This is a genomic window from Sinomonas flava, assembly GCF_039531875.1.
GTDB classification, from domain to species: domain Bacteria; phylum Actinomycetota; class Actinomycetes; order Actinomycetales; family Micrococcaceae; genus Sinomonas; species Sinomonas flava.
The window spans coordinates 773,938-799,668 of the sequence record NZ_BAAAQW010000003.1; the positions used below are offsets into that span (position 1 = coordinate 773,938).

Annotated in this window: 21 protein-coding genes; 10 read left to right on the top strand and 11 right to left on the bottom strand. The window is 71.7% G+C overall.

The window, feature by feature from the left end:
- Positions 1 to 27: 27 nt before the first annotated feature.
- Complete coding sequence (locus tag ABD298_RS06215; protein WP_344298772.1) at positions 28 to 2,004, top strand: APC family permease; 1,977 nt, start codon at positions 28 to 30, stop codon at positions 2,002 to 2,004.
- A gap of 48 nt (positions 2,005 to 2,052) precedes the next feature.
- On the opposite strand, the gene ABD298_RS06220 is transcribed toward ABD298_RS06215, so the two are convergent.
- The 3 genes from ABD298_RS06220 to ABD298_RS06230 all read right to left on the bottom strand — a co-directional run bounded on the left by ABD298_RS06220 (position 2,053) and on the right by ABD298_RS06230 (position 4,899).
- Complete coding sequence (locus ABD298_RS06220; RefSeq protein WP_344298773.1) at positions 2,053 to 3,657, bottom strand: bifunctional ADP-dependent NAD(P)H-hydrate dehydratase/NAD(P)H-hydrate epimerase; 1,605 nt, start codon at positions 3,655 to 3,657, stop codon at positions 2,053 to 2,055.
- A gap of 63 nt (positions 3,658 to 3,720) precedes the next feature.
- Positions 3,721 to 4,071: a holo-ACP synthase gene (locus tag ABD298_RS06225; protein WP_208709797.1), complete on the bottom strand. Its 351-nt coding sequence runs from the start codon at positions 4,069 to 4,071 to the stop codon at positions 3,721 to 3,723.
- 30 nt (positions 4,072 to 4,101) lie between these two features.
- Positions 4,102 to 4,899 carry a dioxygenase family protein gene (locus ABD298_RS06230; RefSeq protein WP_208709799.1) on the bottom strand — a complete coding sequence of 266 codons (798 nt, stop codon included), beginning with the start codon at positions 4,897 to 4,899 and terminating at the stop codon, positions 4,102 to 4,104.
- 318 nt (positions 4,900 to 5,217) lie between these two features.
- On the opposite strand from ABD298_RS06230, the gene ABD298_RS06235 reads away from it, so the two are divergent.
- From ABD298_RS06235 to ABD298_RS06250, 4 genes are all read left to right on the top strand, one after another.
- Positions 5,218 to 6,048, top strand: coding sequence for an endonuclease domain-containing protein (locus ABD298_RS06235; protein ID WP_344298774.1), 831 nt, complete (start codon positions 5,218 to 5,220; stop codon positions 6,046 to 6,048).
- Between the two features lie 254 nt (positions 6,049 to 6,302).
- Positions 6,303 to 6,866 (top strand): mycothiol transferase, encoded by a 564-nt coding sequence (locus ABD298_RS06240; protein ID WP_344298775.1) that lies wholly within the window; start codon positions 6,303 to 6,305, stop codon positions 6,864 to 6,866.
- A 91-nt stretch (positions 6,867 to 6,957) separates the two neighbouring features.
- Complete coding sequence (locus tag ABD298_RS06245) at positions 6,958 to 7,938, top strand: polysaccharide deacetylase family protein (RefSeq protein ID WP_344298776.1); 981 nt, start codon at positions 6,958 to 6,960, stop codon at positions 7,936 to 7,938.
- Between the two features lie 67 nt (positions 7,939 to 8,005).
- Positions 8,006 to 8,290, top strand: a complete 285-nt coding sequence (locus ABD298_RS06250; protein WP_344298777.1) for a hypothetical protein — start codon at positions 8,006 to 8,008, stop codon at positions 8,288 to 8,290.
- Here ABD298_RS06250 and ABD298_RS06255 read toward each other — a convergent pair.
- The 5 genes from ABD298_RS06255 to ABD298_RS06275 all read right to left on the bottom strand — a co-directional run bounded on the left by ABD298_RS06255 (position 8,287) and on the right by ABD298_RS06275 (position 16,846).
- Complete coding sequence (locus ABD298_RS06255) at positions 8,287 to 11,478, bottom strand: YcbK family protein (protein ID WP_344298778.1); 3,192 nt, start codon at positions 11,476 to 11,478, stop codon at positions 8,287 to 8,289. The two genes, ABD298_RS06250 and ABD298_RS06255, sit on opposite strands and share 4 nt — an antisense overlap.
- Before the next feature lie 10 nt (positions 11,479 to 11,488).
- Positions 11,489 to 12,616 carry a hypothetical protein gene (locus tag ABD298_RS06260; RefSeq protein WP_344298779.1) on the bottom strand — a complete coding sequence of 376 codons (1,128 nt, stop codon included), beginning with the start codon at positions 12,614 to 12,616 and terminating at the stop codon, positions 11,489 to 11,491.
- Between the two features lie 19 nt (positions 12,617 to 12,635).
- Positions 12,636 to 13,061 carry a hypothetical protein gene (locus ABD298_RS06265; protein WP_344298780.1) on the bottom strand — a complete coding sequence of 142 codons (426 nt, stop codon included), beginning with the start codon at positions 13,059 to 13,061 and terminating at the stop codon, positions 12,636 to 12,638.
- Between the two features lie 66 nt (positions 13,062 to 13,127).
- Positions 13,128 to 14,396, bottom strand: a complete 1,269-nt coding sequence (locus tag ABD298_RS06270) for a hypothetical protein (RefSeq protein ID WP_344298781.1) — start codon at positions 14,394 to 14,396, stop codon at positions 13,128 to 13,130.
- Positions 14,393 to 16,846 (bottom strand): hypothetical protein, encoded by a 2,454-nt coding sequence (locus ABD298_RS06275; RefSeq protein WP_344298782.1) that lies wholly within the window; start codon positions 16,844 to 16,846, stop codon positions 14,393 to 14,395. Before ABD298_RS06275 ends, ABD298_RS06270 begins: the two co-directional genes overlap by 4 nt.
- Before the next feature lie 236 nt (positions 16,847 to 17,082).
- Here ABD298_RS06275 and ABD298_RS06280 point away from each other — a divergent pair, with 236 nt between their 5' ends.
- Positions 17,083 to 17,772, top strand: coding sequence for an AfsR/SARP family transcriptional regulator (locus tag ABD298_RS06280; RefSeq protein ID WP_344298783.1), 690 nt, complete (start codon positions 17,083 to 17,085; stop codon positions 17,770 to 17,772).
- 351 nt (positions 17,773 to 18,123) lie between these two features.
- Here the strand turns inward: ABD298_RS06280 and glmS are convergent, their stop codons facing one another.
- Complete coding sequence (gene glmS / locus ABD298_RS06285) at positions 18,124 to 20,001, bottom strand: glutamine--fructose-6-phosphate transaminase (isomerizing) (protein WP_344298784.1); 1,878 nt, start codon at positions 19,999 to 20,001, stop codon at positions 18,124 to 18,126.
- 73 nt (positions 20,002 to 20,074) lie between these two features.
- On the opposite strand from glmS, the gene coaA reads away from it, so the two are divergent.
- A complete protein-coding gene (coaA, locus tag ABD298_RS06290) occupies positions 20,075 to 21,040 on the top strand; it encodes a type I pantothenate kinase (RefSeq protein WP_344298786.1) in 966 nt (321 codons plus the stop codon).
- A gap of 125 nt (positions 21,041 to 21,165) precedes the next feature.
- On the opposite strand, the gene ABD298_RS06295 is transcribed toward coaA, so the two are convergent.
- The gene (locus tag ABD298_RS06295; RefSeq protein ID WP_344298787.1) at positions 21,166 to 21,438 is read right to left on the bottom strand and encodes a GIY-YIG nuclease family protein; all 273 of its coding nucleotides are present in this window, start codon (positions 21,436 to 21,438) and stop codon (positions 21,166 to 21,168) included.
- A gap of 210 nt (positions 21,439 to 21,648) precedes the next feature.
- Here ABD298_RS06295 and ABD298_RS06300 point away from each other — a divergent pair, with 210 nt between their 5' ends.
- Together ABD298_RS06300 and mscL are read left to right on the top strand one after the other, a co-directional pair.
- On the top strand, positions 21,649 to 23,799 hold the full coding sequence (locus ABD298_RS06300) for a transglycosylase domain-containing protein (RefSeq protein WP_344298788.1): 2,151 nt from the start codon (positions 21,649 to 21,651) through the stop codon (positions 23,797 to 23,799).
- 82 nt (positions 23,800 to 23,881) lie between these two features.
- A complete protein-coding gene (mscL, locus tag ABD298_RS06305) occupies positions 23,882 to 24,271 on the top strand; it encodes a large conductance mechanosensitive channel protein MscL (RefSeq protein WP_344298789.1) in 390 nt (129 codons plus the stop codon).
- A 292-nt stretch (positions 24,272 to 24,563) separates the two neighbouring features.
- Here the strand turns inward: mscL and ABD298_RS06310 are convergent, their stop codons facing one another.
- On the bottom strand, positions 24,564 to 25,034 hold the full coding sequence (locus tag ABD298_RS06310; RefSeq protein WP_344298790.1) for a hypothetical protein: 471 nt from the start codon (positions 25,032 to 25,034) through the stop codon (positions 24,564 to 24,566).
- Between the two features lie 192 nt (positions 25,035 to 25,226).
- On the opposite strand from ABD298_RS06310, the gene ABD298_RS06315 reads away from it, so the two are divergent.
- Positions 25,227 to 25,676: a hypothetical protein gene (locus ABD298_RS06315; protein ID WP_344298791.1), complete on the top strand. Its 450-nt coding sequence runs from the start codon at positions 25,227 to 25,229 to the stop codon at positions 25,674 to 25,676.
- Positions 25,677 to 25,731: the final 55 nt, after the last annotated feature.

Here is a 25,731-nt window from a genome sequence, read left to right on the forward strand (position 1 = left end):
GGAGACAGCAGCGGGAAAGGCACTTCGGTGACTACTCTGAGCCGGCCACCGGCCGAACCGAGATTGAAGAAGAAGACCGCGGTCGGTTCGTTGAGGGCGTGGCTCCTGCACGACCTCCACCAGTCGCAAGCCGTGCACCAGGGACCGCACGCGATTCCCCAGGGCCACGAGAAGAAGCACCGGTGGTGGCAGGTCATGTGCCTGACCGGCGTCGACTATTTCTCAACCCTCGGATACCAGCCTGCCATCGCCGCCGTCGCCGCAGGGGTCCTGTCCCCCCTGGCAACCTTGGTGCTGATAGCGGTGACGCTGTTCGGTGCCCTGCCGGTCTACCGCCGGGTCTCGGTCGAGAGTCCCCACGGTTCAGGCTCGATCGCGATGCTCGAGAGGCTCCTGCCGCGGTGGGGCGGGAAGTTCTTCGTCCTGGCCCTGCTCGGCTTCGCCGCAACCGACTTCATGATCACCATGACCCTGTCCGCCGCCGACGCCGCCGCCCACCTCATCGGGAACCCTCTCGTGCCCGGGTGGCTGCAGGGCCAGAACATCGGTGTCACCCTGTTCCTGCTCGCCCTGCTGGCAGCCGTGTTCCTTCGGGGCTTCAAGGAGGCGATCGGCGTCGCCGTCGTCCTCGTCGGGCTCTACCTGTCCCTCAACGCCGTGCTGGTCGTCGTCACGATCGCGCAGGCGCTCGTTCACCCCCTCCAGATCACCGACTGGTGGCAGGCGATGCTCACCTCGCACGGCAACCCCGTCCTCATGCTCGCGGTCGCCGTCCTGGTGTTCCCCAAGCTCGCACTCGGAATGTCGGGGTTCGAGACCGGGGTCGCCGTCATGCCGCAGATCCGAGGCGATGCCAGCGACACGGAAGCGGACCCTGCCGGCCGCATCAGGGGCACCAAGCGCCTGCTCACGACGGCGGCGGTCATCATGAGCGCCTTCCTCGTCACCACGAGCTTCACCACCGTGGTGCTGATCCCCGAGCAGGAGTTCCAGCCCGGGGGCGCGGCCGACGGGCGCGCCCTGGCCCTGCTCGCCCACGAGTACATGGGTGTCGTCTTCGGCACCGTCTACGACCTCAGCACGATCGCGATCCTCTGGTTTGCCGGCGCCTCCGCGATGGCCGGGCTCCTGAACCTCGTTCCCCGCTACCTGCCGCGCTACGGCATGGCGCCTCAATGGACGAAGGCGTCACGCCCGCTCGTCCTCGTCTTCACCGCGATCGGCTTCCTGATCACCCTGATCTTCGCAGCCAACGTCGAAGCCCAAGGCGGCGCGTATGCGACCGGCGTCCTCGTCCTGATGACCTCCGCGGCCATCGCCGTCACGCTCGCGACCCGACGCCGGGGCGAGCGGAAGCTCACCGTCGGCTTCGGGATCATCTCCGCGGTCTTCGTCTACACGACTTCTGCGAACATCATCGAACGGCCCGAAGGCATCCAGATCGCGTCGGTCTTCATTGCCGGGACCATCGTGATCTCCTTCATCTCCCGCGCCCGGCGCTCCTTCGAGCTGCATGCGACGAGCATCCACTTCGACGAGAGGGCCATCGAATTCGTCGCGGCCGCTGAGTCCGGGCCGATCCAGATCATCGCTCACGAGCCATTGAGGTTGACCGGCCAGGCCTACCGCGACAAGCTCCATTCCGCGAGCGAGGTCAGCCACCTGCCGCTCGACGAGAACGTCCTCTTCCTCGAAGTCATCGTCGATGACTCCTCAGACTTCGAAACCGAGCTGGAGGTCCACGGCATCACGCGCCACGGCTACCGCATCCTCGAAGTGCACGGCCCCGTGGTCCCCAACACCATCGCTTCAGTCTTGATCCACGCCAGGGACATTACCGGGCTCATGCCGCACATCTACTTCCGCTGGACCGAGGGCAACCCGGTGAAGAATCTGCTGCGCTTCATGTTCTTCGGCGAAGGCGAGATCGCACCCGTGACGCGTGAAGTGCTCCGACAGGCCGTGCCGGACATCACCCAGCGCCCATGGGTCCACGTCGGGTGAGAGAGGTCGGGCCGTGATCGGACCAGCGCGGCCGCGCAGGCCGCTGTGTCAGCGTGCCCTGACCAACGCTGCCATGGCTGTGCGGACGGCCGAGGCCAGTTCACCCGCACCGTAGGGGCCGTCCTCGGCCGCGACCCGGCCGGCGAGGCCGTGCACGAGGGCCGCGAGGCCGGCGACCTCCACGGGCCGGGGCGCCTCGCTGCCCTGGGCGGTGTCGGTGTGTGCATTGCCCGTCTGTGGGTTGCCGGTCTGGGCGCTCCGGGTGTGTCCGGTGCCGGTGGTCGCGAGGAGTGCCCCGAGGATGCCGGTGAGGGTGTCGCCGCTGCCGGCTGTCGCGAGGAGCGGGTGGCCCTGGCCCTGGACGAACGCCGTCCCGTCCGGCGCGGCGCACACCGTCGCGGGGCCCTTGAGCAGGACCGTCACCCCGAGCCGGGCTGCGGCCTCGCGGGCCCAGTGCAGCGGCGCGGCCTCGATCTCCCCGCGTTCCGGGGGCTCGAGGTCCGTCTCGCCCGCGGCGAACGTGCCGAGCAGGGCCGCGAGCTCGCCCGCGTGGGGCGTGAGGACGAGATGCTCGCCAGCCACGGTCCGGTCCTCCGCCAGGCGGACCATGACCTCGCCGAGCCGGGCATCCTCCCAGTGGGCGCGGTTTCCCTGCTCCTCGGCGAGCATCCGGCCGAGGATCTCCAGCGCGGAGGCGTCCACCACCGCGGGGAGCCCCGAACCGAGGGCGACGTGGAGCGCGTGGTGCTGGTCGTCGTCGTCCGCGATGCCCGGGCCAGCCGCCCAGGCCTGGACCCGCCCCTGCGGCGCCCGCGTGCCCACCACCTCGGGGTGGGCAGCGAGGACGAGGTGCCGCACGGCGTCGGGCGCGACGAGCCGGACCATGCCCACCCCGGTCGCGAGGGCGCCGGCGGTGGCGAGGACGGCGGCGCCCGGGTACGCCTCGGAGCCGGCCACGAGTCCCAGGACGCCGCGGGAGTACTTGTGCCAGTCCGGGCAGGGGGCGGGGAGGAGGCGGTCGGCGTCGGCGGGCTCGAGGACCGTCACGTCGGGGGCGGGCAGGTGCGGTGCGAGGCCGATGTCGACCACCTCCACCGCGCCGGCGAGCGCCTTGCCGCGGCCCACGAGCAGGCCGGTCTTGAGGGCGCCGAACGTCACGGTGGCGTCGGCGGGCCAGACGCCGTCGCCGGCTGCGCCGGTGTCCGCGTTCAGGCCGGAGGGGATGTCGCAGGCGATGACGAACGCGTCCGGGCGCGGTGCCGGGGCGCGGAACTCGCCGGTGAAGCCGGTGCCGAGGACGGCGTCGATGACCACGTCCGCGGGCTCCAGCTCCTCGGCCACGCGGCCGCCTGCGGCGCGGAGGGCGGCGAGGCCCTCGGTGTGCGCAGCGCCCGAGGTGAGCACCGCCGTCGTGCGCACGCCGCGACGGGCCAGCTCGGCGAGCGCGAAGAGCGCGTCGCCGCCGTTGTTCCCCTTCCCGACCAGGGCGGCGACCCGGGCGCCGTACACCCGGCCGCGCCGGGTGTGGAGGGCGTTGACGACGGCGAGGGCGAGCCCATGCGCGGCACGCGCCATGAGCGCCGGGCCCTCGCCTGACTCGAGGAGCGGACGTTCAGCGGCGCGGACCTGGGCGCCGGTGTAGGCCGTGATCATGGGGCGAGTCTAGGCCGTGGGGCCGGGGCTGCGGCTGGGACTGCGTTGGCGCTGCCGGGCGGGTCAGCCCTCGGCGACGACCATCGCGGTGGCGATCCCGCCGTCGTGGCTCATGCTCAGGTGCCACGTCTTCACGCCGTTGGCCTTGGCGACCGCGAGCACCGTCCCCTTCACCTGGATCTCCGGGCCCTTCGACCCCAGCCCGATCCAGCAGTCCTGCCAGTTCATGCCGGCCGGGGCGCCGAGGACCTTGGCGACGGCCTCCTTCGCCGCGAAGCGGGCGGCGAGGGAGCGGGGGTGGAGATCGCGCTCGGCGGGGACGAAGAGCCGCTCGCGCAGCCCAGGGGTGCGCTCGAGCTGACGCTCGAACCGTGCGATGTCCACGACGTCCACGCCGATGCCGATGATAGCCATGCGGCTACTCTAGCGGGCCGCCACGCCAGGTCAGGTGAGCGTCCAGGAGCGCTTGGAGAGGCCGAACCAGAAGCCGTCGATCGCGGTCTGGGCGTCGATCCCGCCCGAGGCCGAGGCCGCGCCGAGCGCGACGTACAGCGGAGCCCAGTGCTCCGAGCGGGGGTGCGCCTCGCGGGCGGCGGGGGCCTTGTGGATGAAGTCCAGGATCGCGTCGACGTCGCCGCGGGCCATGGCCTCCTCGGCCCAGTGGTCGAACTCGGAGGAGGCGGCCGGCGGGGTCCCGTCCGGGCCCGCTGCCGGGTTGAACCAGCGGAGGTTGTGGGTGGTGAAGCCCGAACCGACGATCAGCGTGCCGCGGTCGCGCAGCGGGGCGAGGGTGCGGCCGAGCTCGAAGAGGCCCTTCGGGTCCAGAGTGGGCATGGACATCTGCACCACCGGGACGTCCGCCTTGGGGAACATCTCCTTGAGCGGGACGTACGCGCCGTGGTCCAGGCCGCGGGTCTCGTCGCGCTCCACGTGGTGGCCGTGCTGCGAGGTCAGCTTCTCCACCTCGTCGGCGAGCTCCGGGGCGAGCGGGGCGTCGTACCGGACGTCGTAGTACTTCTGCGGGAAGCCCCAGAAGTCGTAGACGAGCTCCTGCGGGCGCTGCGTGGCGCTCAGGCTCACCGGCGCGTTCTCCCAGTGCGCCGAGATCATGAGGATGTCCTTAGGCTTGGAGAAGGTTCCGGACCAGTCCTTGAGCTCGCGGGTCCAGGTGCGGTCGTCGGCGAGGGGCGGGGCGCCGTGGCTGAGGAACAGGATCGGGGGGCGGGTGGCGGTGGCGGTCATGGTTCTAGGGTAGGGGAATTTGGTTGATGCTTCAAGTAAATTGGGTGCGGGTGGGGTGTTCGGTTGGTCACGCGATGGTTCTGGCCCGGGTCCGGGCCTCGCCCGTCCGTTCCGGAGCTCGCCCGTGCGTTCCGGAGCTCACCCGTCCGTTCCTGCTCGCATTGGGGCTGCCGGTGCCGGCTGCGACGGCGAGTCGCATCCGGCTCGCCGAGGCGCAGGGGCCAATGCGAGCAGGAAGGGACGCACTCCGGAGCCCACTTATCCACATAGGCGCGCACTCCCCTGTGCCCGAGCCCGCCCGGGAGCTGACATGGCCTCATGGAACCGGTCCAATACCTCCGATCGCTCGGCGGCGTGGCTCGCACCGCGACCCTCCTCCGAGCCGGCATCACCAAACGCCAAGTCGCCGAACTCGCCGAACTGGGCAGCAAGCCCGTCAGAGGGGTCATCGCCCTGCCCGGCTGCGACTCGGACTACCTCTTCGCCCTTGCCCACAACGGCCTCCTCACCTGCGCCTCGGCGGCCACGCGGCACGGGCTGTGGATCCGGGACAGGCCTGCGCGCCGGCATCTGGCCGTCACCCACGCTCGCGTGAAGGCCTTCATCCCCCACAGGACCATCCGCTTTCCAGCGCATGAGCACCTCCCGGTGGCATCCGTGGCGGACACGGTGCTGCACGCCCTCGGGTGCCTCGAACTCTCGGAAGCGGTCTCCGTGGCGGAATCGGCCGTGAAGAGCCGACGGGTGCAGCTGCCCCTGCTCAAGAAGCTCCTGGCGCCCAACCGGAGTGCCCGGGCCCGGCACGCACTCTCGCTGGTCACCGGCACTGCCGGCTCGCAGCCCGAGGTGGAAGCCAGGCTCCTGTTCATCGCGCAGGGCTGGCGCGTGGTGGCCCAGGCCCAGATCCCAGGAGTGGGCCGAGTTGACTTCCTCATCGAAGGCATCGTCATCGTCGAGATCGATGGCCACGCCTTCCATGACGACCGGGGCTCCTTCGTTGAGGACCGACGGCGGACGAACGTAGCCCTCCTCCGCGGCCACCCCACGTTGAGGTATCCACCTGAAGTGGTGTGGCGGGACCCCGAGAGGATCCTGCGCGAGGTAGAGGAACTCCTCCTCAACTGGAGGATGGGGCGCCGGGGCCAGTGATGCAGAAGGTGACCGCGTCCGCTCATGCTCGGTATGGGCTCCTCCCGGTGGCGCTTCTGCCGGGACACGCCGGAGTGGGCCAGGTCGGAACCTTCAAAGTGAGCAGTAACGGACGGCAACCGGCCCGGCTGGCACCCTGCACCCTGCAGACCGCGCACCCCCTACCGGCACAGCACCTGCAGACCGCGCACCTGCAGCCCGCGCACCCCGCCCACCACGTCCCCAGACCCGCTGCCGCGCACTAGGGTGGCCCCATGAGCGGCGAGCACCAGTGGGCCAAGGACATCCTCGAGGACGGCTTCGAGCGTGTGCGGGAGAGCGTGGAGCATGTGCTCCTCGGCCTCTCCCGCGAGCACCTGCTCTACCGGCCAGGACCAAGCGCGAACTCCATCGCGTGGATCGTCTGGCACCTCACCCGCGTCGAAGACGACCACATCGCCAGCCTGATTGACGTCTTCAACGGCGCAGAGCCTCCGGCGCGGGGCACCCACGAGGCCCCCGAAGGCCAGATCTGGCCGGAGTGGGCGGAGCGGTTCGGCCTCCCGTACCCGGTGACCGCGACAGGCTACGGTCACCGCCCGGAGGACGTCGCTGCCTTCAGCGCCGGGGATGCAGACCTCCTGCGCGAGTACCACGAGGCCGTCCACGCTCGGGTCCTCGAAGTGGTCCGCGGCCGCCGGCCGGAGGATCTGGGCCGGGTGGTCGACCGTCGCTGGACCCCGCACGTGACCGCCGCAATCCGGCTTGTGAGCATCCTCAATGACGCGACACAGCACGTCGGCCAGGCAGCGTACGTCCGAGGGCTCGTCCTCGCCTGAACCGGGCCGCCCCGAGCCATGGGACCTGCGACCCTCCCTCTCGCTTCCCCGCGGGAGTAGTGTCATAGCACAGGAGTGCTAGGAGCACACCATGGCGGTTCTTGAGGGTCGGCGTCTGGCGCTGGTCATCGGCGCGGCGCTGGTCCTTGTGCTCGCCGCGGCGGCGGTGGCCATCGCCGTCGTGCGCAATGGCTTCCTCGGGCAGTCACCCTCGGCCCAGCCGACCGCGAGCGCCACGGCCAGTGCCAGCCTCACGCACTCCCCCAGCCGGAGCACCTCCACCGGCATCGCCTCCGGCGAGCCCACGGCCACGCCCTCCGACAGCGGCGCCCCCGTCCCCGAGCCCCCGCCCAGCGACGTTCCGGCCCCCGCACCGCCCAAGCCCGGCTCTCCCATTCCGAGCCCGGCCCCCGCACCTCCGCCGGCGATGGCGCTCCCGCCGGGCCTGCGCGGGATCGACGTCGAGCGGTTCATCACGTCCCAGCGCGTGGTGGCGCTCACGTTCGACGCCGGCGGCAACGACGCCGGCCTGGCCAGCATCCTCGGCACCCTCGCGGCCCAGGGAGTCAGGGCCACGTTCTTCGTCACCGGCACCTGGGCGCAGGCGAACCCCGCCAAGGTGGCCGAGATCGCGGCCGCCGGCCACCGGATCGGCAACCACTCGATGACCCACCCCTACTTCACACAGAAGACCGACGTGGAGATCGCCGCCGAACTCGCGGGTGCGCAGCGGGCCATCCTCGCCGCCGGCGCCGAGCCCCGGCCGTTCTTCCGCTTCCCCTACGGCGACCGGGACGCCCGCACGATCGCCGCCGTGAACGCGAACGGGTACGCCGGGATCCGGTGGACCGTGGACTCGCTCGGCTGGCAGGGCACGATGAAAGGCACGCGGGGGCCCTCGTTCGTGGTCCAGCGCGTCATGGCCACGGCCCAGCCCGGGCAGATCGTCCTCATGCATGTCGGCTCGAACCCCGACGACGGCTCGACGCTCGACGCCGACGCCCTCCCCGCGCTCATCGCGCAGTACCGGGCGGCCGGGTACGGCTTCGTCACCCTGGACGCCCTCCTCTGACCGGTGCGCACGGGACCCCGCAACGCAGGACCCAGGGCTCTGGCGCCCGGGATTCGATGACCGCACAATGGGCAGTACAGCCGAAGAGGTGATCAAGATGCGCTGGCTCCGATTGTTCAAGCCCTCGGGCTCGACACGCCTGCACTGGTCGGGGGTCCCGACGCACGGGATGGGCCGCGACACCGCGATGCCAAACCTCGCGGCCGCCCAGAACCCCGGCCCGGGCGTAGGACACGTGGTGAGCGGAGACCGGTACCGGCCCTCGGACGACGCCGCCGACCCCGCCGAGAAGGAAGGCCACGAGCTCCCGAACCGCGGCCCCAGACGCAGGTCGAGACACCGGAAGGGCTAGAGCCCGGGCACCCCTCCCCCGAACAGCGTGCTCGGAGTGAGCGCGCCCTCCCATGACAGTTCGACGTGGGCGTGGTCCGTGTGCGGGCTCGCGCCGTTGTAGGGCCGCCACCCGGCGCTGCGCCGCGGCCAGCTCCACTGCCGCCGGTTCCAGATGATGTACCCCACCTGCAGCTCCACCGCATGGGCGATGAGCCAGGCGATGTACGCCTCCGTCTGCGCACGCTGGGCTGGGTCGTCAGCGCGGGCGTAGATGTCGATCGCGCGGCCTTCCCCGTGGATGGATGGCTTCCCGCCGGTCCCTGCGATCGACCGGCAGTTGTACGTCCCGCCCTTCCGGCCCGTGAGCCGCAGCCACTGGTCGGCGAGCGCCCGCGCCCCGGGCTGCGTCCTGCCGGTGCAGGCCTTGAACGCGGTCTGGCGCACGACGCCGGCGGCCCGGTCCGGCGTCGTCGCCCCCGGGGTGGGGCTCGGGCTGGGGGACGGCGCGGGCGTCGGTGCCGGTGCGGGTGCGGGCGCGGACAGCCGCTGGCGGCGGTGCTCGGCGACCGTGCGCATGGCCTCCTGGCCCGAGGAGCCGCCCAGATAGGTCCACAGGGCCCACGACCCGCGGACGTCCACGTGGGCGAACGTCCCGCCGACGCCGATCCCGAGCCGCGTGCCGCCGGCGTCGATGGCGAGCTTGGCGATCTCGGTCCCGCTGAGCCCGCGGATCGTGATGTCCGCGGCCTGGCCGGAGCAGTGCCGGCTGAGCGTCGGCGTCTTGCCACGCGCCTCGTAGAGTGCCTTGTTCCGTGCCCAGGAACGGTACCCGGAGCCGATCCTCACCGGTCTGCCTGCGCGGTCGCGGATCGCCTGCAGCAGGCGCACGAGGTCCGGCGAGATGCGCGCGACGTCCGCGGCGCGGCCCCCGCTCGTGACGAGCTCGCCGACGGTGAAGTTCCGCGCGAGCCTGACCGAACGGACCGAGGGGCCGGTCGCCAGGAGCGGGAGCCCGGTGCCGTTCGGGTCCCAGTGCTCCTCGCCGCGGCCGGTGGCGCCCGATCCGCGCTCGAGTACCGCGCCCGACGGGAATGCCTCCGCCTCTGGTTCGGGAGCCTCGGCCCCAAGCCACTCCTGCTCCTCGGCCTCGACCTCGAAGGCCTCGGACTCGTCCGCGCCGGAGGACTCGGCTTCGGGCTCGACTGACTCCGGTTCGTACGATTCCGTCACTGCCTCGAAGGACTCCGATTCATAGGACTCCGGCTCTGGCTCGAAGGACTCCGGTTCGTATCCCTCCGACGCCGGGTCAAAGCCCTCGGGGCCTTCGGCCTCGAATGCCTCTGCCTCCGATTCCTCCGGCTCGGCCTCCCACTCCTCACCGGAGGACCGCGCCTCACCGGAAGACCACGCCTCCCCGGTCTCGTCGGCCTCCCACGCCTCGCCGAGGTCCACTTCGTCGGCCTCCCAGGCCTCAGACGCCAGTCCGGCCCCGTACTCCATCTCGTCGCCCTCCGTCTCCGCCTCTCGGGCCTCGGCAGGCTGCCCGCCGCAGGACACGCGCTTGGTGCGCGGGAGGTCACCGGCCGGGTCGGCCAGGAGCCGCCACCCGAAGACCCGCGGGATGTCGTTGTGGCCCACGCCCGTGGACTCGACCCGGAAGCGCGGCGCGAGCCGCGCCCCGCCGGGCACGGACAGCGCCGCGCAGACCTGCTTCGCGAGAGCGCCGCTCGCCGGAGCCGTGCTCTTGGGCCCGCCCGGGATGAAGAGGACGCGCAGCGCCGGCGGCGCCGCTGACGGCGCAGAGAGCTCGCGCGCGATCCTCTGCCGCATCCACGTCGCCAGCGCCCCCGCCGGCTGGTACAGGGCGTCGAACACGTGCACCTCGTCGGGATTCGTGTGCCCGAGGATGGCCAGCAGCGGCGCTCCGCCGCCCGAGTGCGCCGTGAGGATGAGCCGTCCGAGCGGCGCGCTGATCCCCGTCTGGGCGGCGAACCGTGTGAGCCCCTCGCGTACGAGCTCCTGGATGGCCCCCCGCGGCGTGAGCGCGGGGAAGACGAACCGGTCGGCGCGTTCTCTGCTCGGCGCCGACTTCCCCCGGGGCAGCAGCGCGAGCGTGGGACGCGTCCTGCCCCCCGGCTCACGGCCCGCAGGGTCGGAGAAGTCGAGCCCGCTGATGGGCTCCTTGTCCCGCGGCAGGCGCATGCCCCCGGCTGGGGGCGAATAGCCATGGAGATGCACGACGACGTCGATCGCCTCCGGATTCCGCATCCCGTTCCAGCGCAGCACCAGATCCGGACCGGCGCCGCGGTGCGCCGCCAGGAGGGGCACGCGCGCAACCTCGAGCCGGCCGCCTGCGGTCTGGCCCGGCGTACGCGGCACCGGCGGCGGCACCGGGGCGGGTGGCACGGGCCCAGGCGGGACAGGCGCGGGCGGCGCGCCCCGCCGTCGTGCGTCCCGGTAGGCGCGCACATCGCGCACGGTGCTGGCCGCCACGCCTCCGTAGGACCACAGTGCCCAGGCGCCGCGGACGTCGACGTGCGCGAAGGTCGTGCCGATGCCGATGGCAAGCTCGGGGCCTGCGGCGTCGATCGCGAGCCTGGCGATCTGGGCGCCGCTGAGTCCGGGGATCGTGATGTCGGCTGCCTGGCCCGAGCAGTGCCGGCTGAGGGTGGGCTTCTTCCCGTACCCCTGGTAGAGGGCCTTGTTGCGCGCCCACGAGCGGTAGCCGGAGGTGATGCGCACGGCCTTCCCTGCGCGGTCGCGGATGGCCTGCAGGACCCGGACGAGCTCAGGGGAGATCCGGGCGACATCCGACGCCCGCCCTCCACTGCTCGCGAGCTCGCCCACCGTGAAGTTCGGCGAGAGCCTGGTCGTCCGCAGGGCCGGACCGGTGTCGAGGAGGGGCAGGCCCGAGCCGTTCGGGTCCCAGTGCTCTTCGTCGCGGCCGGTCGCCCCGGAGGCCCGCGCCAGCACCGCACCGGACGGGAAGGCGACCCCGCCGGACGACTCGGCCTCGCCGGCCCACGGCGCCTCCCCCCACGGCGCCTCAGTCCACGGCGTCTCAGTCCACGGCGTCTCGCCCCACGGGGCGCCGACGACGGCGGGCGGGCCGGCCGCCGTCGTGCGCTCTCCGGACGCCGAGGGCGCACCGAAGGGCGACTCGAAGCCCCACGGGTCGAGGGCCTGGGAGAGCGGGTCCGCGGTCATGGCTGCCTCCTCAGCGCGAGAGCGCGGGCGGGCGGGACTCTACCCGGACCGGGCGCGGGATCCGCTTGAGGTCCTTGCCTGTCGCGGCGGACCACTCCGTGATGACGCGGCGGCTCTCGGCCCCGAGCGGCGCGGCGCCCGGCGGGAGCGGCGGCGCGGCCGGGGACTGCTCGGAGTAGAGCAGCCACGCGAACTCGGGACCGCTCACGTACCCGGCCTCGAGCGTGCGCAGGAGCAGGGACAGGTCGCCGGCCATTGCGAAGAACGCGCCCGAGCGGCTGTGCGGGGCAAGGCCGACGCGCTCGCCGATGAGCCGCAGCCTGTCGGCGGCACTGGTCGCCTCGGCCCGGAGGTCGACGACGACCGGCGTGTTCGCGCTCAGGCTCAGCTCGATCCAGCCGAGGGCGGTCGCAGCGGCGAGCTCTTCCCGGGCGATGAGGGCCTTCTGCCGCCGCACGCGCAGGATGTAGCCGAGCTGCTCGGCGATGCGGAAGATGCGGTCGTCGTCGGCCTGGTTGGCGCCGGAGGTGTTGCGCAGGTTGGACAGGGCCTGCCACAGCTCGTACAGGAGTTCCTCGAACAGCGGGACGAAGGAGGCGTTCGCCGCGACGGCCTTGTCGAAGACGAAGGGCCGGTTGTCGTCGGTCCCAAAGGCCAGGTCCATGCCGAAGAGCCGCCAGTAGGCGTTGCGGCGCACCGACTCCGGGTCCTGGCGGACCGTGGACGTGGACAGCCACGCCGAGAACAGGTTGGGGGCGCCGAACACGATCGCCTCGGTCGCGTCGAGCCAGCGCATCGTCGCGATCGAGGGGATCCCCAGGCCCTCGCCGGCGCGCAGCTCGCGCACTACCCGGCGGATGATCTGGACTGCCCGGGTGTTCTCGAGCACGAACGAGTAGCCGAGGTGGTCCCAGGCGGGGCCTGCGGCGGGGCCGTTCCCGGCGAAGCCCCCGAGCTGGATGAGCGCGCGCCGGGCCGGGCCCGCGGGGCCCACGGGGTCCTGCCACAGGTTCGCCGCGTCCCACACCTGCTCCATGTGGAGGATGAGGTCCATGGGGTCCGCTGTCAGGACCCTTGCGGCGGCCTGCTGCTGGGTGGTGCCGCCGCCGGTCAGCCGCCGGACAAGTTGCTGGATCATTGCCGTGCACTCCTTGGCGCTAGAGGGACTTCTTGTCCGACTCGGGCTGGGCCTGTCCGATGAAGCCCACATCCGGCTCGACGATCCCGAGGGGTCCGACCGCGGTCCAGTCGAGCCGCTGGAGGGAGGCCCGCAGCCGCAGGAGGGCCTCGACGGTACGACGGGGCAGGGCCCTGCCGTTGCGGGGCGGCACGAGGTAGCGCAGCGGCTCGAGCTCGCTGACGATGCTCGAGAGGCCGCGGCCGATCTGGTCGAAGCCCAGGGCCGCCGTCACGGATTCGGTGAGGCCGTCGAGGCGCTTGCGCAGGTCCTCGTTCTCCTCCCTGAGGTCCCGCACGTGGAGTGCGAGGGCCTCCATGTCCTGGGACTCGGCTTCCTCGGGTGTCCCCGAGCCGGCACCCCTGTCCTCGGCGGACGAGTCGCCGGACTGCTTCCTCGTGGCCATCGCTCCTCCTCGTTGTGTCGCCTTGCTGCTTGCCCCAACCCGTGCCTGTGCCCCCTGGCTGCGCGCCTAGCCCCCGGCGGGCGGAGCCGAGCTCATCCAGGCGCGGGCCCGCTCGATCCACGCGGGCGCGTGGTCCGGGTCCTCCGCCTCCCGCAGGCCTGCGAGCGCCACAAGCCTGATGCCCTCCGCCCGCCGCCAGTGCGGCGAGGTCCACGCCCCGGCCCCGGCGGAGCGCTCGAGGGCAGCGAGCGCGGCCGGGGACACGCGGCCCGGGTCCAAGGCCGACGCCATCGGCCGCCCGCCGAGCGCCGGCACCGGTGCCCCGAGGCAGGCGCCGGCGAGAGCCAGCAGGTACTCCGCGGAGCGCGCGAGCAGGTCCGCCACCGACGGATCCGCGGACGACGCCGGGTGGGCAGCGAGCATCGCATCCTCGAGCCCGTCCCACGGTCCCGCGCCCCAGCCGGCGGCCCGGCACAGTGCGCAGCCGAGTCTGGTCCTCAGCCACCCCACCGGGTGCGGGTCTCCGAGCGGCCAGCGCAGGATGGTCCGGGCGTCCCCCACCACGTCGTACAGCGCCGCCACCGAGGCGTACCCGGTGCTCAGGAAGGCGAACACGTCAGCGGCGATCTCGGATGCCCACGGCTCCCACATCCGTGCCAGGCCGGGCTCCCCCACGAGCACACCGGCGATGGCGTCCCGCACGCTGCCGGTCCAGAGCGTCAGATGGGCCACCTGGTGGCCCGTCTCGTGGAAGAGGGACGTGGGCCGGTAGAGGTTGTGCCGCACGACCTTGATCGCCGCGACCGGGTTCACCGTCCCCGGGTGCCACAGCCGGATCCCTGCCCGCAGGATCGACGCCCCGAGGCCCTTGTCCACGTAGCACAGCACCGGCGGCACGGGGATCCCCGCAGGGACCAGGACGGGGGCCATGCCCTGCACTGCGAGGCTGTCGAGCAGCCGCAGCGTGGCCCGCAGGCCCGCGGAGGTGCGGGAGTTGACGGCGTCGCCGAAGAACTCCAGCGTGGTCTCGACCTGGGTGTACCGGCGCCGGAACACCTGGACGGCGCGTGCCGCCGCGGGGAGCCGGGACGCGTCGGTGCGGGCCGCCGTCGCGAGGGCGTGCGCCTCGCGCCCCAGCGCCACGAGCTCCCGCACGGCCGCCCCCAGCTGACGGCGCAGCGGCAGCCCGGTCTGTGCCTCCACGGAGGCCCACGCCTGTGCGGACGCGAACTCCTCGGCGTCCTCGAACGTCACGGCCGCAGAGAGCCAGTGCGCGCTCTGGCGCTGGAGGTCGGCGGCAACGAGGGCCTCGCGCGGGAGGGCCAGCACGGTCATGGCAGCTGCCACCCGGAAGTCACCGTGACCTGCCCCTGTGGCGTGCCCCTGAAGGCGGAGCCGTCGAGGACGGTCCGCAGCGAGTCGGCACTGAGGCGGCCGTTCACGGCGTCGTGCACGAGCGCGAGGCCAGGCACCCCGGTGAGCCCTACCCGCACGGTGACGCCCTTACCCTGTCCTGCTGCGCGCGCGAACTCCTCCCCCCGCGACCGCGCCCACTGCGCCAGCTGGGTCAGGAACCATCCCCGCACGCGCTTGCGCAGCGCCCCGAGCACGGCGGGGGCCACGCCTCCCGTGATCCCGGCGAGCGAGAAGTCCTCGCCCTCCCCCGTTTCCTTCCGGATCACGACGCCGCGCCCGGGCCGAGCGAAGTCCAGGCCCCTGAACGCGCCTGAGAGCGCCTTCAGCAGCGCGGGCACCCCGGCGCCCTGGCGCACGGCGGCGGCGATTCCCTGGGCGTCTGCGTCGGCCAGGTGCACGACGACGTCGATCCTCGCCTGGGGGAGGTCGACGACGACGCGCGGCTGGCTCGGGCGGTCTGCGGCGCCGGCCGGGGGCCTGCCCGCGGCCGGGCCTCCAACGGGTTCGAGGACGTAGAACCGCTGGCCCGCAGCGACGCGGCCGCGGGACCTGAGGAATGCCGCCGGCGCGGCGACACCGAGGCGCGGCTCGCGCAGCAGCAGCCCCGCGGCCTGCGGGGTGAGCGGGTGCATGCGGCGCCAGGGCCGGCGGCCGGCTCCGGCCCGGCCGGCCCCTCTGTCTCTGGCCGCGATCCCGGGCAGGGTGGTGCCTGCAACCGCCTCGTAGATGTGCACCCGGGCGCGCAGCGGCAGGGTGAGCCCGGCCGCGCGCAGAGCCGCGGCGAGGGTCACGCCCCCGAACGTCCGCACGGCCTCGGCGACCTGCGGGGTGATCTCGACCTCGGGCACGCGCGTGTAGCGGCGGAACGGGTGCACCGAGCGGGCCCGGCGGGTGACGAAGCTGCCGGCGAGCGTCGGCGCCTGCTGGAGGCCCCGGCGGACGAGCGCGGAGGGGAAGTTCGTCGCGACGGCCTGCTCGAATGCCTCCGCGACGGCGAGCTGGAGGAGGTCCTCGCTGTCGAGGGTGTAGTCCTCTGCCTCGGCCAGGCGCCGGACGGTGTCCTCGACTGTCGCCGCTAGGAGCGTCGGAGCCGCCTCGGATTCGGACTCGTCGGAAGGCGACTCGAGCTGCAGGAGGCGCAGGCCGGCGTCGACCACCGCGTGAGCGAGCGGACCGGAGAGCTGCGGCCCGGTCCAGCGGCCGATCAGCTGGGCCACGTACTTGGCCAGGAACCCGACCACGCGCGGGCGTCCGATCAGTCGGATGCCCAGCCGGAGGGCGGCGAGGAGCGCAGGAACGAAATTCTCGACGGCCGGTGCGAGGTCCTCGCCCTCGCCTGCGGAGCCAATCCGGTCGATGAGCTCGGCACGGGCCTCTGCGAGGGCCTCGAGCTCGCGTCCCTCGTCGCCGCGGAGCTCGTCCTGCGCGCCGAACGACTCGGGCTCCTCCCGCAGCGAGGCAGCCACGGCATCGCCGCGGGATGCGGTATCGGCGGCAGAGGCCAGGGCCTCGGCGACGACGGCGTCGAACGACTCCGCGAGCAGCTCCGGGTCCGTGGGCATCGCCGGGGCGGCCGCAAGCCCCTCCGTCCCCTCGTAGGCCTCGGCCTCGGCGAGCGCCTCGGCCTCGAGGGTGATCTTGGCCGCGAGCGCGCGGGCGGCCGGCTGGAGGGGGGCGGGCAGTCGGCCGATCGCGAAGGCGAGCACCCGCTTCAGCAGCGGGCGCACGAGGCCCTTGAGCTTCGCCAGCGCACCCCTGAGAAGGGGCCCAACGACCGTCCCGGCCACCTTCTTGGCGGCGTTCGCGACGAACTTCACCGCGCCTTTGGCCTTGCGGATCAGTCCCCCGAGGAATTCCTCCCCGGCCGGCGTCAGGCCCTCGCCCGCCGTGTCCATGCTGTCCAGGAGGGCATCGAACTGCTCTCCTGTCAGGGATGCGACGTCGGTTTCCCCGATCGCGTCGGAGAGCCTGTCCAGATACCGCTCCGCCTCGAGGCCCAGCGGGGCAAGGTGGGCATCCCCAATCCGTTCCCGTTCAGTTCCGTAGCCTGTGGATTCGGACTCGAAGCGCTCGTCCACGGCTCCGGCGGTCTCGGCGACGAGGTCGGTGAGAGCTTCGTCGAAGGCTTCGTCGTGCAGCTCGGCCAGCGCCTGCGCGTAGAGGACGTCCTGCCCTCGGGCCGGACCAGGGCCGCTGGCCGGCTCGGCGAACGGCGTGAGGCTCTCCGTCCATGGCAGGAGCCCGACACTGGCCACGGGCTCGGGCGCTGTCAAGGCCTCGGAGAACGGATTCTCGTACCCGCCTGCGGGGGGCGTCTGGGAGTCCCGGGCCTCGGTTGGGGCGGGAAGCGACTCCTGGGTGATGGACATGGCCCTCCCTTGCTTGCGCTCACGCTTCTCTGGGACCAGTGGACCACCCGAGCCGTCCCCGGCGGAGGGTGCTGCCGTCCGCCCGGGCGGGTGGCGCCGTCGTGCGTCCTGCTGCACGGCGTGCGGGGCGCGTCCGGGGGCCGTCCGGGCTACGTCCGAGTAGGCCCTGCGCTTCCCGCCCGCGGGTTGACACCCGGGGACGGCCTGCCGATAGTGCCTGACAGAGGTGGACGATCATGGCCGGTGACGTTGATCCGATGATGCCGCCACCCGGGCGACGAGTGGCTGTCGTCGGGCGGCTCGGCATCTACCCAATGGTCCCGTTGGCGCTCCCCGCGCGGAGGGTGCTCGCGTTCCTCGCGCTGCACGAGTCCGCAGTGCCGCGCGGGGCCGCAGCCGAGCTCCTCTGGCCCGACACGCCCGAACCGCAGGGCCGCGCGAACCTGCGGCGTGCGCTCTGGCAGCTGCCGCACGGATGGGTCGAGAGCGTCGGCGAGGACCTCGTGCTCGAGGCCGAGGTGGACCTGCACCGGGCACAGGCTGTCGCGGGGCGATGCCTCGAGGGCTCAGGCGCGACCCTCGAGGAGATCCGGCTCCTGTCCGAGGACCTCCTGCCCGGATGGCACGAAGAGTGGACCACCGCGGCGCAGGCCGCCTTCCGGCAGCTGCGTGTCCAGGCCCTCGAGGCCGCGTGCCGCACCCTCGCCGGCGCCGGCCAGCACGCCCTCGCGACTCAGGCCGGCATCGCGGCCCTCGCCGCCGAGCCGCTCAGCGAGTCAGTGGCCGAGGCGCTCGTCGCCGCGCACCTGAGCCAGGGCAACCGGTATGCAGCGCTGCGCTGCTACCGGGACTTCGCGCGCGTCCTGCGGGCCGAGCTCGGCGTGGACCCGGCCTTCGCCGCCCCCCTCGGCCTCTCCCCCCTTTAGCCTTTCGGGTACACCAGATCCCCCACCAAACCCTTTCGGGTACACCAAATCCCCCACCAAACCCTTTCGGGTACACCAAACCAAGCCCCCCACGCACGACGTCGGCGGCCCCGCCGCGCGCGGCCGGCGCACCCGCCGTCGTGCGCACCCGAGCGGCGCGGACGGCGCGTACCCGGAATCGTAATAGTGGGGCACTTCGCGTACCCGAAACACAGGGGTTCAGCGGTTAAACGCCTCTCGGGCACGAGGCGCATGGCGCCGCGTACCCGAGAGCTCGTATTCGCGAATTACCTGTACCCGAAAGGGCGTTTTGGGCGCTTGATCTGTACCCGAAACGAGGAGGGGCGGGGGCTACTCGACCGTGACCGACTTCGCGAGGTTGCGCGGCTGGTCCACGTCGTAGCCCTTCGCGGAGGCGAGCTCGGCGGCGAAGATCTGCAGCGGCACGGTGGTGAGCAGCGGCATGAGCAGGACGGGCGTCTCGGGGACGTAGAAGACGTGCTCGGCGTAGTCGCGCACGGCCTCGTCGCCCTCCTCCGCGATGACGAAGGTGCGGGCGCCGCGGGCGCGGATCTCCTGGATGTTGGAGACGACCTTCGAGTGCAGCGACTCACGCCCGCGCGGGGACGGCACCACCACGAAGACCGGCTGGCCCTCGTCGATCAGGGCGATCGGGCCGTGCTTGAGCTCGCCGGCGGCGAAGCCCTCGGCGTGGATGTACGCGATCTCCTTGAGCTTGAGCGCGCCCTCGAGCGCCACCGGGTAGCCGACGTGGCGGCCCAGGAACAGCACGGACGTAGCATCCTTCATGCTGCGGGCGAGCTCGCGCAGCGGCCCGGCGTTGTCCAGCACGGTCTGGATCTTCTCGGGGATCTTGTTCAGGTCCGCGAGGACGTCCTTGATCTGGCCGGAGAAGATGTTCCCGCGCAGCTGTGCCAGGTAGAGCCCGAGGAGGTACGCGGCGGTGATCTGCGCGAGGAACGCCTTGGTCGAGGCGACGGCGATCTCCGGGCCGGCGTGCGTGTACAGCACGGCGTCGGACTCGCGCGGGATCGTGGACCCGTTCGTGTTGCAGATGGAGACGGTCTTGGCGCCCTGCTCGCGGGCGTACCGGACCGCCATGAGCGTGTCCATGGTCTCGCCGGACTGGCTGATGGACACGACGAGCGTGTTCGAGTCCACGATCGGGTCGCGGTAGCGGAACTCGTGCGCGAGCTCCACCTCGGTGGGGATGCGGCACCAGTTCTCGATCGCGTACTTCGCGACGAGGCCCGCGTACGCGGCGGTGCCGCACGCGAGCACGATGATCTTGTTGACCTTCTTCAGCTCGGCCGGGTCGATGCGCAGCTCGTCGAGGATGAGGCGGCCCGAGGTGTCGGAGCGGCCCAGCAGGGTGTCCGCGACGGCGGCCGGCTGATCGTGGATCTCCTTCTCCATGAAGGAGCTGAAGCCGCCCTTCTCGGCGGAGGCGGCGTCCCACGAGACCTCGAACTCCTTGCCGTGCGCGGGCGCCCCGAAGAAGTCGGTCACCTCGAAGGAATCGGGGGTGATCGTCACGATCTGGTCCTGGCCGAGCTCCACAGCGCGGCGCGTGTAGTCGATGAAGCCGGAGACGTCGGAGCCGAGGAAGTTCTCCCCCTCGCCGAGGCCGACGACGAGCGGCGAGTTCCGCCGCGCAGCGACGACGACGCCGGGCTGGTCCGCGTGGACGGCCAGGAGCGTGAACGCCCCCTCGAGCCGCTGGCAGGCGAGCTGCATCGCACGGGTGATGTCGCCGTCGGCCGCGCCGCGGTACAGGTCCCCGATCAGCGCGGCGGCTACCTCGGTGTCGGTCTCGGAGAGGAACGTCACGCCCTTCGCGGCCAGCTCGGCCTTGAGGGTGGCGTAGTTCTCGATGATGCCGTTGTGGATGACGGCGAGCTTGCCGCCGTCGGCAAGGTGGGGGTGGGCGTTGGCGTCGGTCGGGCCGCCGTGGGTGGCCCAGCGGGTGTGCCCGATCCCGGTGAGGCTCTCGGGCAGCGGGTGCGCGCTGAGCTCGTTCTCGAGGTTCTTCAGCTTCCCGGCCTTCTTCCGGGACTCGATCCCCCCGTCCGCGACCACCGCGACGCCGGCAGAGTCGTAGCCGCGGTACTCGAGGCGGCGCAGGCCTTCGATCACGACATCAAGGGCACTGTGACTTGCATCGGGGCGCGACTGGGCGCGGCCCACGTAGCCGACGATTCCACACATGCGCTCCATCCTACCGGGGCGCCCGCCCCGTCTGTATTTCGCACCTGCGCCGCCAGTTGGCAGAATCACACAAGTGAGTCTGCAGAGAAGCGAGTTCAGTGGCGACGGCGCGACGCCTTTCGTCGAGCTAGACCGTGCCACATGGGCCCGCCTGTCGGACCGCGTGGAACAGCCCCTCAACCAGGAGGACATCGAGCGGATCAGGGGCCTCGGCGACCCCCTGGACATGCGCGAGGTGCGCGACGTGTACCTCCCGCTCTCCCGCCTGCTCTCCCTCTACGTCGAGGCGTCCGGCCAGCTGCACACCGCCACGCAGACATTCCTCGGCGAGCGCACGCAGCGCACGCCGTTCGTGATCGGCGTGGCCGGCTCGGTGGCCGTGGGCAAGTCCACGATCGCCCGCGTGCTGCGGGAGATGCTGCGCCGCTGGCCCTCCACCCCGGACGTGCAGCTCGTCACCACGGACGGCTTCCTCTACCCGCTCTCGGAGCTGACGCGCCGGGGGCTGCTCGAGCGGAAGGGCTTCCCCGAGTCGTACGACCGCCGCGGGCTCCTGCGCTTCGTCGCCGAGATCAAGTCCGGCGCCGAGGAGGTCCGGGCGCCCTGGTACTCGCACCTCACCTATGACATCGTGCCCGGCCGGGAGGTCGTGGTCCGGCGCCCGGACGTGCTCATCGTGGAGGGCCTCAACGTCCTCGCCCCCGCCCGCCAGCGCCACGACGGCACCACCGGGCTGGCACTGAGCGACTTCTTCGACTTCTCCGTCTACGTGGACGCGAAGACGAGCTACATCGAGAAGTGGTACGTGGAGCGCTTCCTCAAGCTCCGCTCGGGCGCGTTCGCGCAGCCGGAGAGCTACTTCCACCGCTACGCCTCCCTCTCCGACGAGGAAGCCGTCACCACCGCGCGCAGCATCTGGAAGCGCATCAACGAGCCGAACCTGATCCAGAACGTCCTCCCTACGCGCGGCCGCGCCCAGCTCGTGCTCACCAAGGACCAGGACCACTCGATCCGCCGCATGCTCCTGCGGAAGGTCTAGCGGCGGCGGCTCCCGCAACCCCGGTGGTTGAGCGGAGCCGAAACCCCGGTGGGTGAGCGGAGCCGAAACCCCGGTGGTTGAGCGGCGTTCCGGCGACCGCCAAAATCCCGCGGCCGAGAACCCGTTCACTCCTTCATGTTTGACTTCAGGTCTGCATAGCGACCCTCAACGACGCATCTTCGCTTGGCGCGGCTCCAACCCTGGAGCTTCTTCTCGAGGTAGTAGGCCTCGGCGATGCTGTCCATCTGCATCGACCACGCGAGCTTCACCGGCCGGCGCCGTCGTGTGTATGCAGCACCCTCACCGGCGGCGTGCTGCGCGACCCGGCGTTCCAAGTCCGTCGTGCTGCCCGCGTAGTAGCTGCCATCGGCGCATTCCAGAATGTAGGTGAAAGCCATGAAGCCAAAGCTAACCGGGGGCTCACCCGTCCGGAGGGTTATCCACAGGAGCTGGTGAACGGGTTTCGACTCCGCTGCGCTCCGCTCAACCACCGTCCGCCATGGGTTGCGACTCGGCTGCGCTCCGCTCAACCACCGCGCCCCGCTCAACCATCGGGGGTCCAGCTTTCGCACAGGGTCTACCTAGGCGGGTCGCATAGCCTACTCCCCATGTCCTCTGGCAGCAAGAAGCTTTTCGACACCACGACCGCCCTCGGCAGGGTCCTCGCGTTCTTCGCCGTGAGCGCATTGTGCGGGGTGCTGGTGGCCGGGCTCATGTCCCCGGCCCTGGCGCTCACCGGCGGCGCCGCGACCGGCGCCACGGAGGCCCTGGCCGCGGCCCCGAGCGAGCTCACGAGCACCCCTCCGGGGCAGGCGACCAGGGTCCTCGCGGCGGACGGTTCCGTGATCGCGAACCTCTTCACCGAGAACCGCACCGACGTCCCGCTCGAGAAGATGTCCCCGAACATCAAGAACGCCATCGTCGCGATCGAGGACTCCAGGTTCTACGAGCACGGAGGCGTGGACCCCATCGGGATCCTCCGGGCGCTCGCCACGGACCTGGCGGGCGGCCGCCAGGGCGCCTCGACCCTGACGCAGCAGTACGTGACCAACGTGCTCAACGAGCAGCTCGTGGCCCAGGGGCAGAGCGCGGACATCGTGCTCAACGGCCAGAAGGGGGTCAGCGACAAGCTGCGGGAGATGCAGCTATCCATCGCGCTCGAGAAGAAGTTCTCCAAGGACCAGATCCTCCAGGGCTACCTCAACGTGGTCCCCTTCAACGGCAACGCCTACGGGGTCCAGGCCGCGAGCCAGTACTTCTTCTCCCTCGACGCCAAGGACCTCACCCTCCCGCAGGCCGCGCTCCTCGCGGGCCTGGTCAACGGGCCGGCCTACTACGACCCGTCCCAGCACCCCGACCGGGCCAAGGACCGGCGGGACCTCGTCCTGAATGCCATGCTCGCCCACGGCTACATCAGCCAGCGCGAGCACGACGACGCCGTCGCCGCCCCCATCCAGCTCAAGCTGAACCCACCGCGCGAGGGCTGCGCCTCCGCCGCGCAGGCCCCGTACTTCTGCGACTACGTGCTGCACCAGATCCTCAATGACCCGGCGTACGGCGCGGACCCGACCGCCCGCCTGAACAAGGTCATGCTCGGCGGCCTGACGATCAAGACCACCCTCGACCCGCGCCTGCAGGGCCCCGCCCAGAAGCAGGTCGACTCGACCACGGGGACCAACCCGGACAAGTGGGGCGCCTCGCTCGTCACGGTCCAGCCGGGCACGGGGAAGGTCGTCGCGATGGCCCAGAACAGCCGCATGGCCGAGGGCCAGGGCTCGGGCTTCGTCACGTCGTACAACTTCAACGTGGACTCCGCGGACGCCAGCGGCAACGACCTCGGGGGCGCCGGCGGCTACCAGCCCGGGTCCACGATGAAGCCCGTGACCCTCGCCGCGTGGCTCATGGAGGGCAAGGGGACGGACCAGACCGTGGACGCCTCGCGGCGCCGGTACGGCTCGAACTTCCCGTGGAAGTCGACGTGCGGCCCAGTCCACGGCGTCTTCGACAGCACCGTGCCCGGCTCCACGGACCTGCAGAACGACGAGGACGGCTACTACCGCCCCATGACCGTCCGTCAGGGCATCTACAACTCGATCAACACGGCCACGTTCGCCTCCGCCGCGGGGCTGACCGACTTCTGCGACATCCAGCGCGCCGCCGACGCGCTCGGCATGCACCAGGGGGACGGCAAGGACCACAAGCTGGACCTCTCGACCCTCGGGAATCTGCTCGGCGGCGAGAACGTAGCGCCCATGACCATGGCCAACGCGTTCGCGACCTTCGCCGCCAACGGCACGTACTGCACCCCGATCGCCATCACCGAGGTGGACGACAACCAGGGCAAGCAGATCGGCGGCCAGTCCCAGCAGTGCACCCCGGGCGCGGTGAACCCCGACGTGGCCAAGGCCGCCACGAACGTGCTCCAGGACGTCCTCACCAAGGGCTCGGGCCTCCTGATCCCGCAGAAGCTCGGGGTTCCCGACGCCGCCAAGACGGGCACCAACAACGAGAACAGCCAGACGTGGGTGGTGGGCTACACGCAGGGGCTCGCGACGGCGTCGTTCTTCGGCGAGGCGCTCAACGGGCCGTCCGTCCGGATGGGCCGCGACATCACGGTCAACGGGAAGTTCTACCCCGTGGTCGACGGCGCGTACATCGCCGGGCCGCAGTGGGCCGGCTACATGCAGCAGGTCGCCAAGTACTACGACCACGGCAGCTTCGACGCCCCGCCGCAGCGGCTCATCAGCGGCCGGGGCTGAGCCGGGCCGCGTGCAGGCGGCGCGGGAAGGATTTAACCGCTCGTTCATTCTGGTTCGGCGGCGGCAGGTCTACTGTGGGCCCATGCTGAGTGGATTCAAAGAGTTCATCATGAAGGGCAACGTCCTCGACCTTGCCGTCGCCGTCGTCATGGGCGCCGCCTTCGGCGCCGTCGTGGACGCTCTGGTCAAGAACGTCCTCATGCCCGCCATCTCCGTTCTCGTCGGCCAGCCCAACTTCGACAACTTCCTCGCGGTCGGGCCCATCAAGTTCGGCGTGCTCCTCACCGCGATCATCAACTTCCTCCTGATCGCCGCCGCGATCTACTTTGTCGTCATCGTCCCGATGAACCACATGATCGCGCGCCGCAACCGCAAGCTCGGCATCAAGGACGAGGAGGCCGGCGAGAAGGTCGACCCGCAGATCGCCCTCCTCACCGAGATCCGCGACTCGCTCAAGACCCGCCAGAACTAGCGCTGGCAGGCTGGATGCCGGCACCCGAGGCGCGGGTGCCGGCGTCCAGCGTGCCTTGAGGCTCGGTGTGCAGACTCGACCCCCATCATTGCGTCACTGACCGCAGAGTCGCCCTTGCAGCCTCGGCGACACCCAGCGCCAGCTCGACCTCCCCGGGCACAACCTCCTCAGGCACAACCTCCTCGGGTACGGCCAATGGCTCCCAGGGTCAGGCCGCGGCCCGGGGGCGTGGGGCTGTACCGCCGTCGCGCCAACGGGCCCCTCGCCCTCCGCGACCGCTAGGACCCGGCCCTCACCCGGAGAGCCCCGCCTCGGCGAGGCGCTCGGCCCCGTCACGGAAGGCACCGCGGAGGTCGCTCTCACCGAGCCGGGACGCCGCCGAGGCGAAGACGACCGCGCCCACGATCCGCGCCTCCTGGATCCGCCACGGCTCCGGGAACGGCCCCTCGTCCGGCCGCGGTCCGGGCCAGGGCCACGGCCAGCGGCGGGGCCACGGGGAGCCGCACCAGTCCTCGACGAGCTCGCTCACCCAGCCCGCGGGATTCTCACCGCGCAGCTGCGCCTCAATGGCCAGGTGCACCACGCGGTTCGCCATGCTGACGGCCCCGACGGCGATGTCGTGCGGATCCTTCGGCGGCAGCGGCTGCGGGTTGAGCGCCACCGACTCGACCCTGCGCCCGTTGACCGGCCCGTGCGGGATGATCGCATCCCAGATCTCGGGGCGAAGCCGGCTGATCGCAGCCAGGAGCGGAAAGTGGTCCATGCTGTCCTCCCGGACGGAAGCAGAGTGCGAATCCCCAGCCGGAGCCCTATCTCCTGCCGCAAGTATCCTCACCCCCCACCTGCCGCGGAAGAGCGCACGACGCCGCGCCTCACCGACTGTTGACCGGCTCGCCTCGGCGCGGCACTCTGGCGGCAGATCAACGTGCGGGGGATCTCCACGAGGAGGCGAACCATGGTTCCGTGGACGCGGATCACGCTCGGCGTCCTGACCGCCCTCGGCGGCGTCACCGCGCTGGCCGGCGGCGCGACGCTGGTGTGGGGGTCCCTGTCCGTGAGCAGGGTCGAGTGGGCCACGCCGCCCGAGACGATGCTGGTGGGCAGCCCGTTCACGTCCTACCTGATCCCGGGCCTGCTGCTCGCACTGGTGATCGGCGGCACGCAGATCACCGCGGCGGCGATGCTGCTGCGGAGGGCGCGGGGCGCTGCCCTCGCGACGGCGGTGGCGGGCTACGGACTGCTGATCTGGATCTTCGTGCAGATGATCGTCATCCCCTTCAGCCCGCTGCAGGCCATCTACTTCGCCTGGGGCGCCGCGGAGGTGGGGCTCCTCCTCGTGGCCCTCGGGCTGTTCCGGCGCCCCGCCGCAGACACCGCGGAACGGTGGACCACGGCGTCCCGCTGAGGGACCGCTGACGGAAGGCATAGGCCCGTGTGCGCGGTGACGGGTCAGACCGCCT

Coding starts and splice junctions, on each gene's coding strand:
- ABD298_RS06240 (WP_344298775.1), top strand. CDS start 6,303: ATGAGCGGCGAGCACCAGTGGGCCAAGGACATCCTCGAGGACGGCTTC.
- ABD298_RS06265 (WP_344298780.1), bottom strand. CDS start 13,061: ATGGCCACGAGGAAGCAGTCCGGCGACTCGTCCGCCGAGGACAGGGGT.
- ABD298_RS06235 (WP_344298774.1), top strand. CDS start 5,218: ATGGAACCGGTCCAATACCTCCGATCGCTCGGCGGCGTGGCTCGCACC.
- ABD298_RS06260 (WP_344298779.1), bottom strand. CDS start 12,616: ATGATCCAGCAACTTGTCCGGCGGCTGACCGGCGGCGGCACCACCCAG.
- ABD298_RS06245 (WP_344298776.1), top strand. CDS start 6,958: ATGGCGGTTCTTGAGGGTCGGCGTCTGGCGCTGGTCATCGGCGCGGCG.
- ABD298_RS06315 (WP_344298791.1), top strand. CDS start 25,227: ATGGTTCCGTGGACGCGGATCACGCTCGGCGTCCTGACCGCCCTCGGC.
- glmS (WP_344298784.1), bottom strand. CDS start 20,001: ATGTGTGGAATCGTCGGCTACGTGGGCCGCGCCCAGTCGCGCCCCGAT.
- ABD298_RS06255 (WP_344298778.1), bottom strand. CDS start 11,478: ATGACCGCGGACCCGCTCTCCCAGGCCCTCGACCCGTGGGGCTTCGAG.
- ABD298_RS06250 (WP_344298777.1), top strand. CDS start 8,006: ATGGGCAGTACAGCCGAAGAGGTGATCAAGATGCGCTGGCTCCGATTG.
- ABD298_RS06225 (WP_208709797.1), bottom strand. CDS start 4,071: ATGGCTATCATCGGCATCGGCGTGGACGTCGTGGACATCGCACGGTTC.
- mscL (WP_344298789.1), top strand. CDS start 23,882: ATGCTGAGTGGATTCAAAGAGTTCATCATGAAGGGCAACGTCCTCGAC.
- ABD298_RS06295 (WP_344298787.1), bottom strand. CDS start 21,438: ATGGCTTTCACCTACATTCTGGAATGCGCCGATGGCAGCTACTACGCG.
- ABD298_RS06300 (WP_344298788.1), top strand. CDS start 21,649: ATGTCCTCTGGCAGCAAGAAGCTTTTCGACACCACGACCGCCCTCGGC.
- ABD298_RS06270 (WP_344298781.1), bottom strand. CDS start 14,396: ATGACCGTGCTGGCCCTCCCGCGCGAGGCCCTCGTTGCCGCCGACCTC.
- ABD298_RS06310 (WP_344298790.1), bottom strand. CDS start 25,034: ATGGACCACTTTCCGCTCCTGGCTGCGATCAGCCGGCTTCGCCCCGAG.
- ABD298_RS06275 (WP_344298782.1), bottom strand. CDS start 16,846: ATGTCCATCACCCAGGAGTCGCTTCCCGCCCCAACCGAGGCCCGGGAC.
- ABD298_RS06220 (WP_344298773.1), bottom strand. CDS start 3,657: ATGATCACGGCCTACACCGGCGCCCAGGTCCGCGCCGCTGAACGTCCG.
- ABD298_RS06230 (WP_208709799.1), bottom strand. CDS start 4,899: ATGACCGCCACCGCCACCCGCCCCCCGATCCTGTTCCTCAGCCACGGC.
- ABD298_RS06280 (WP_344298783.1), top strand. CDS start 17,083: ATGGCCGGTGACGTTGATCCGATGATGCCGCCACCCGGGCGACGAGTG.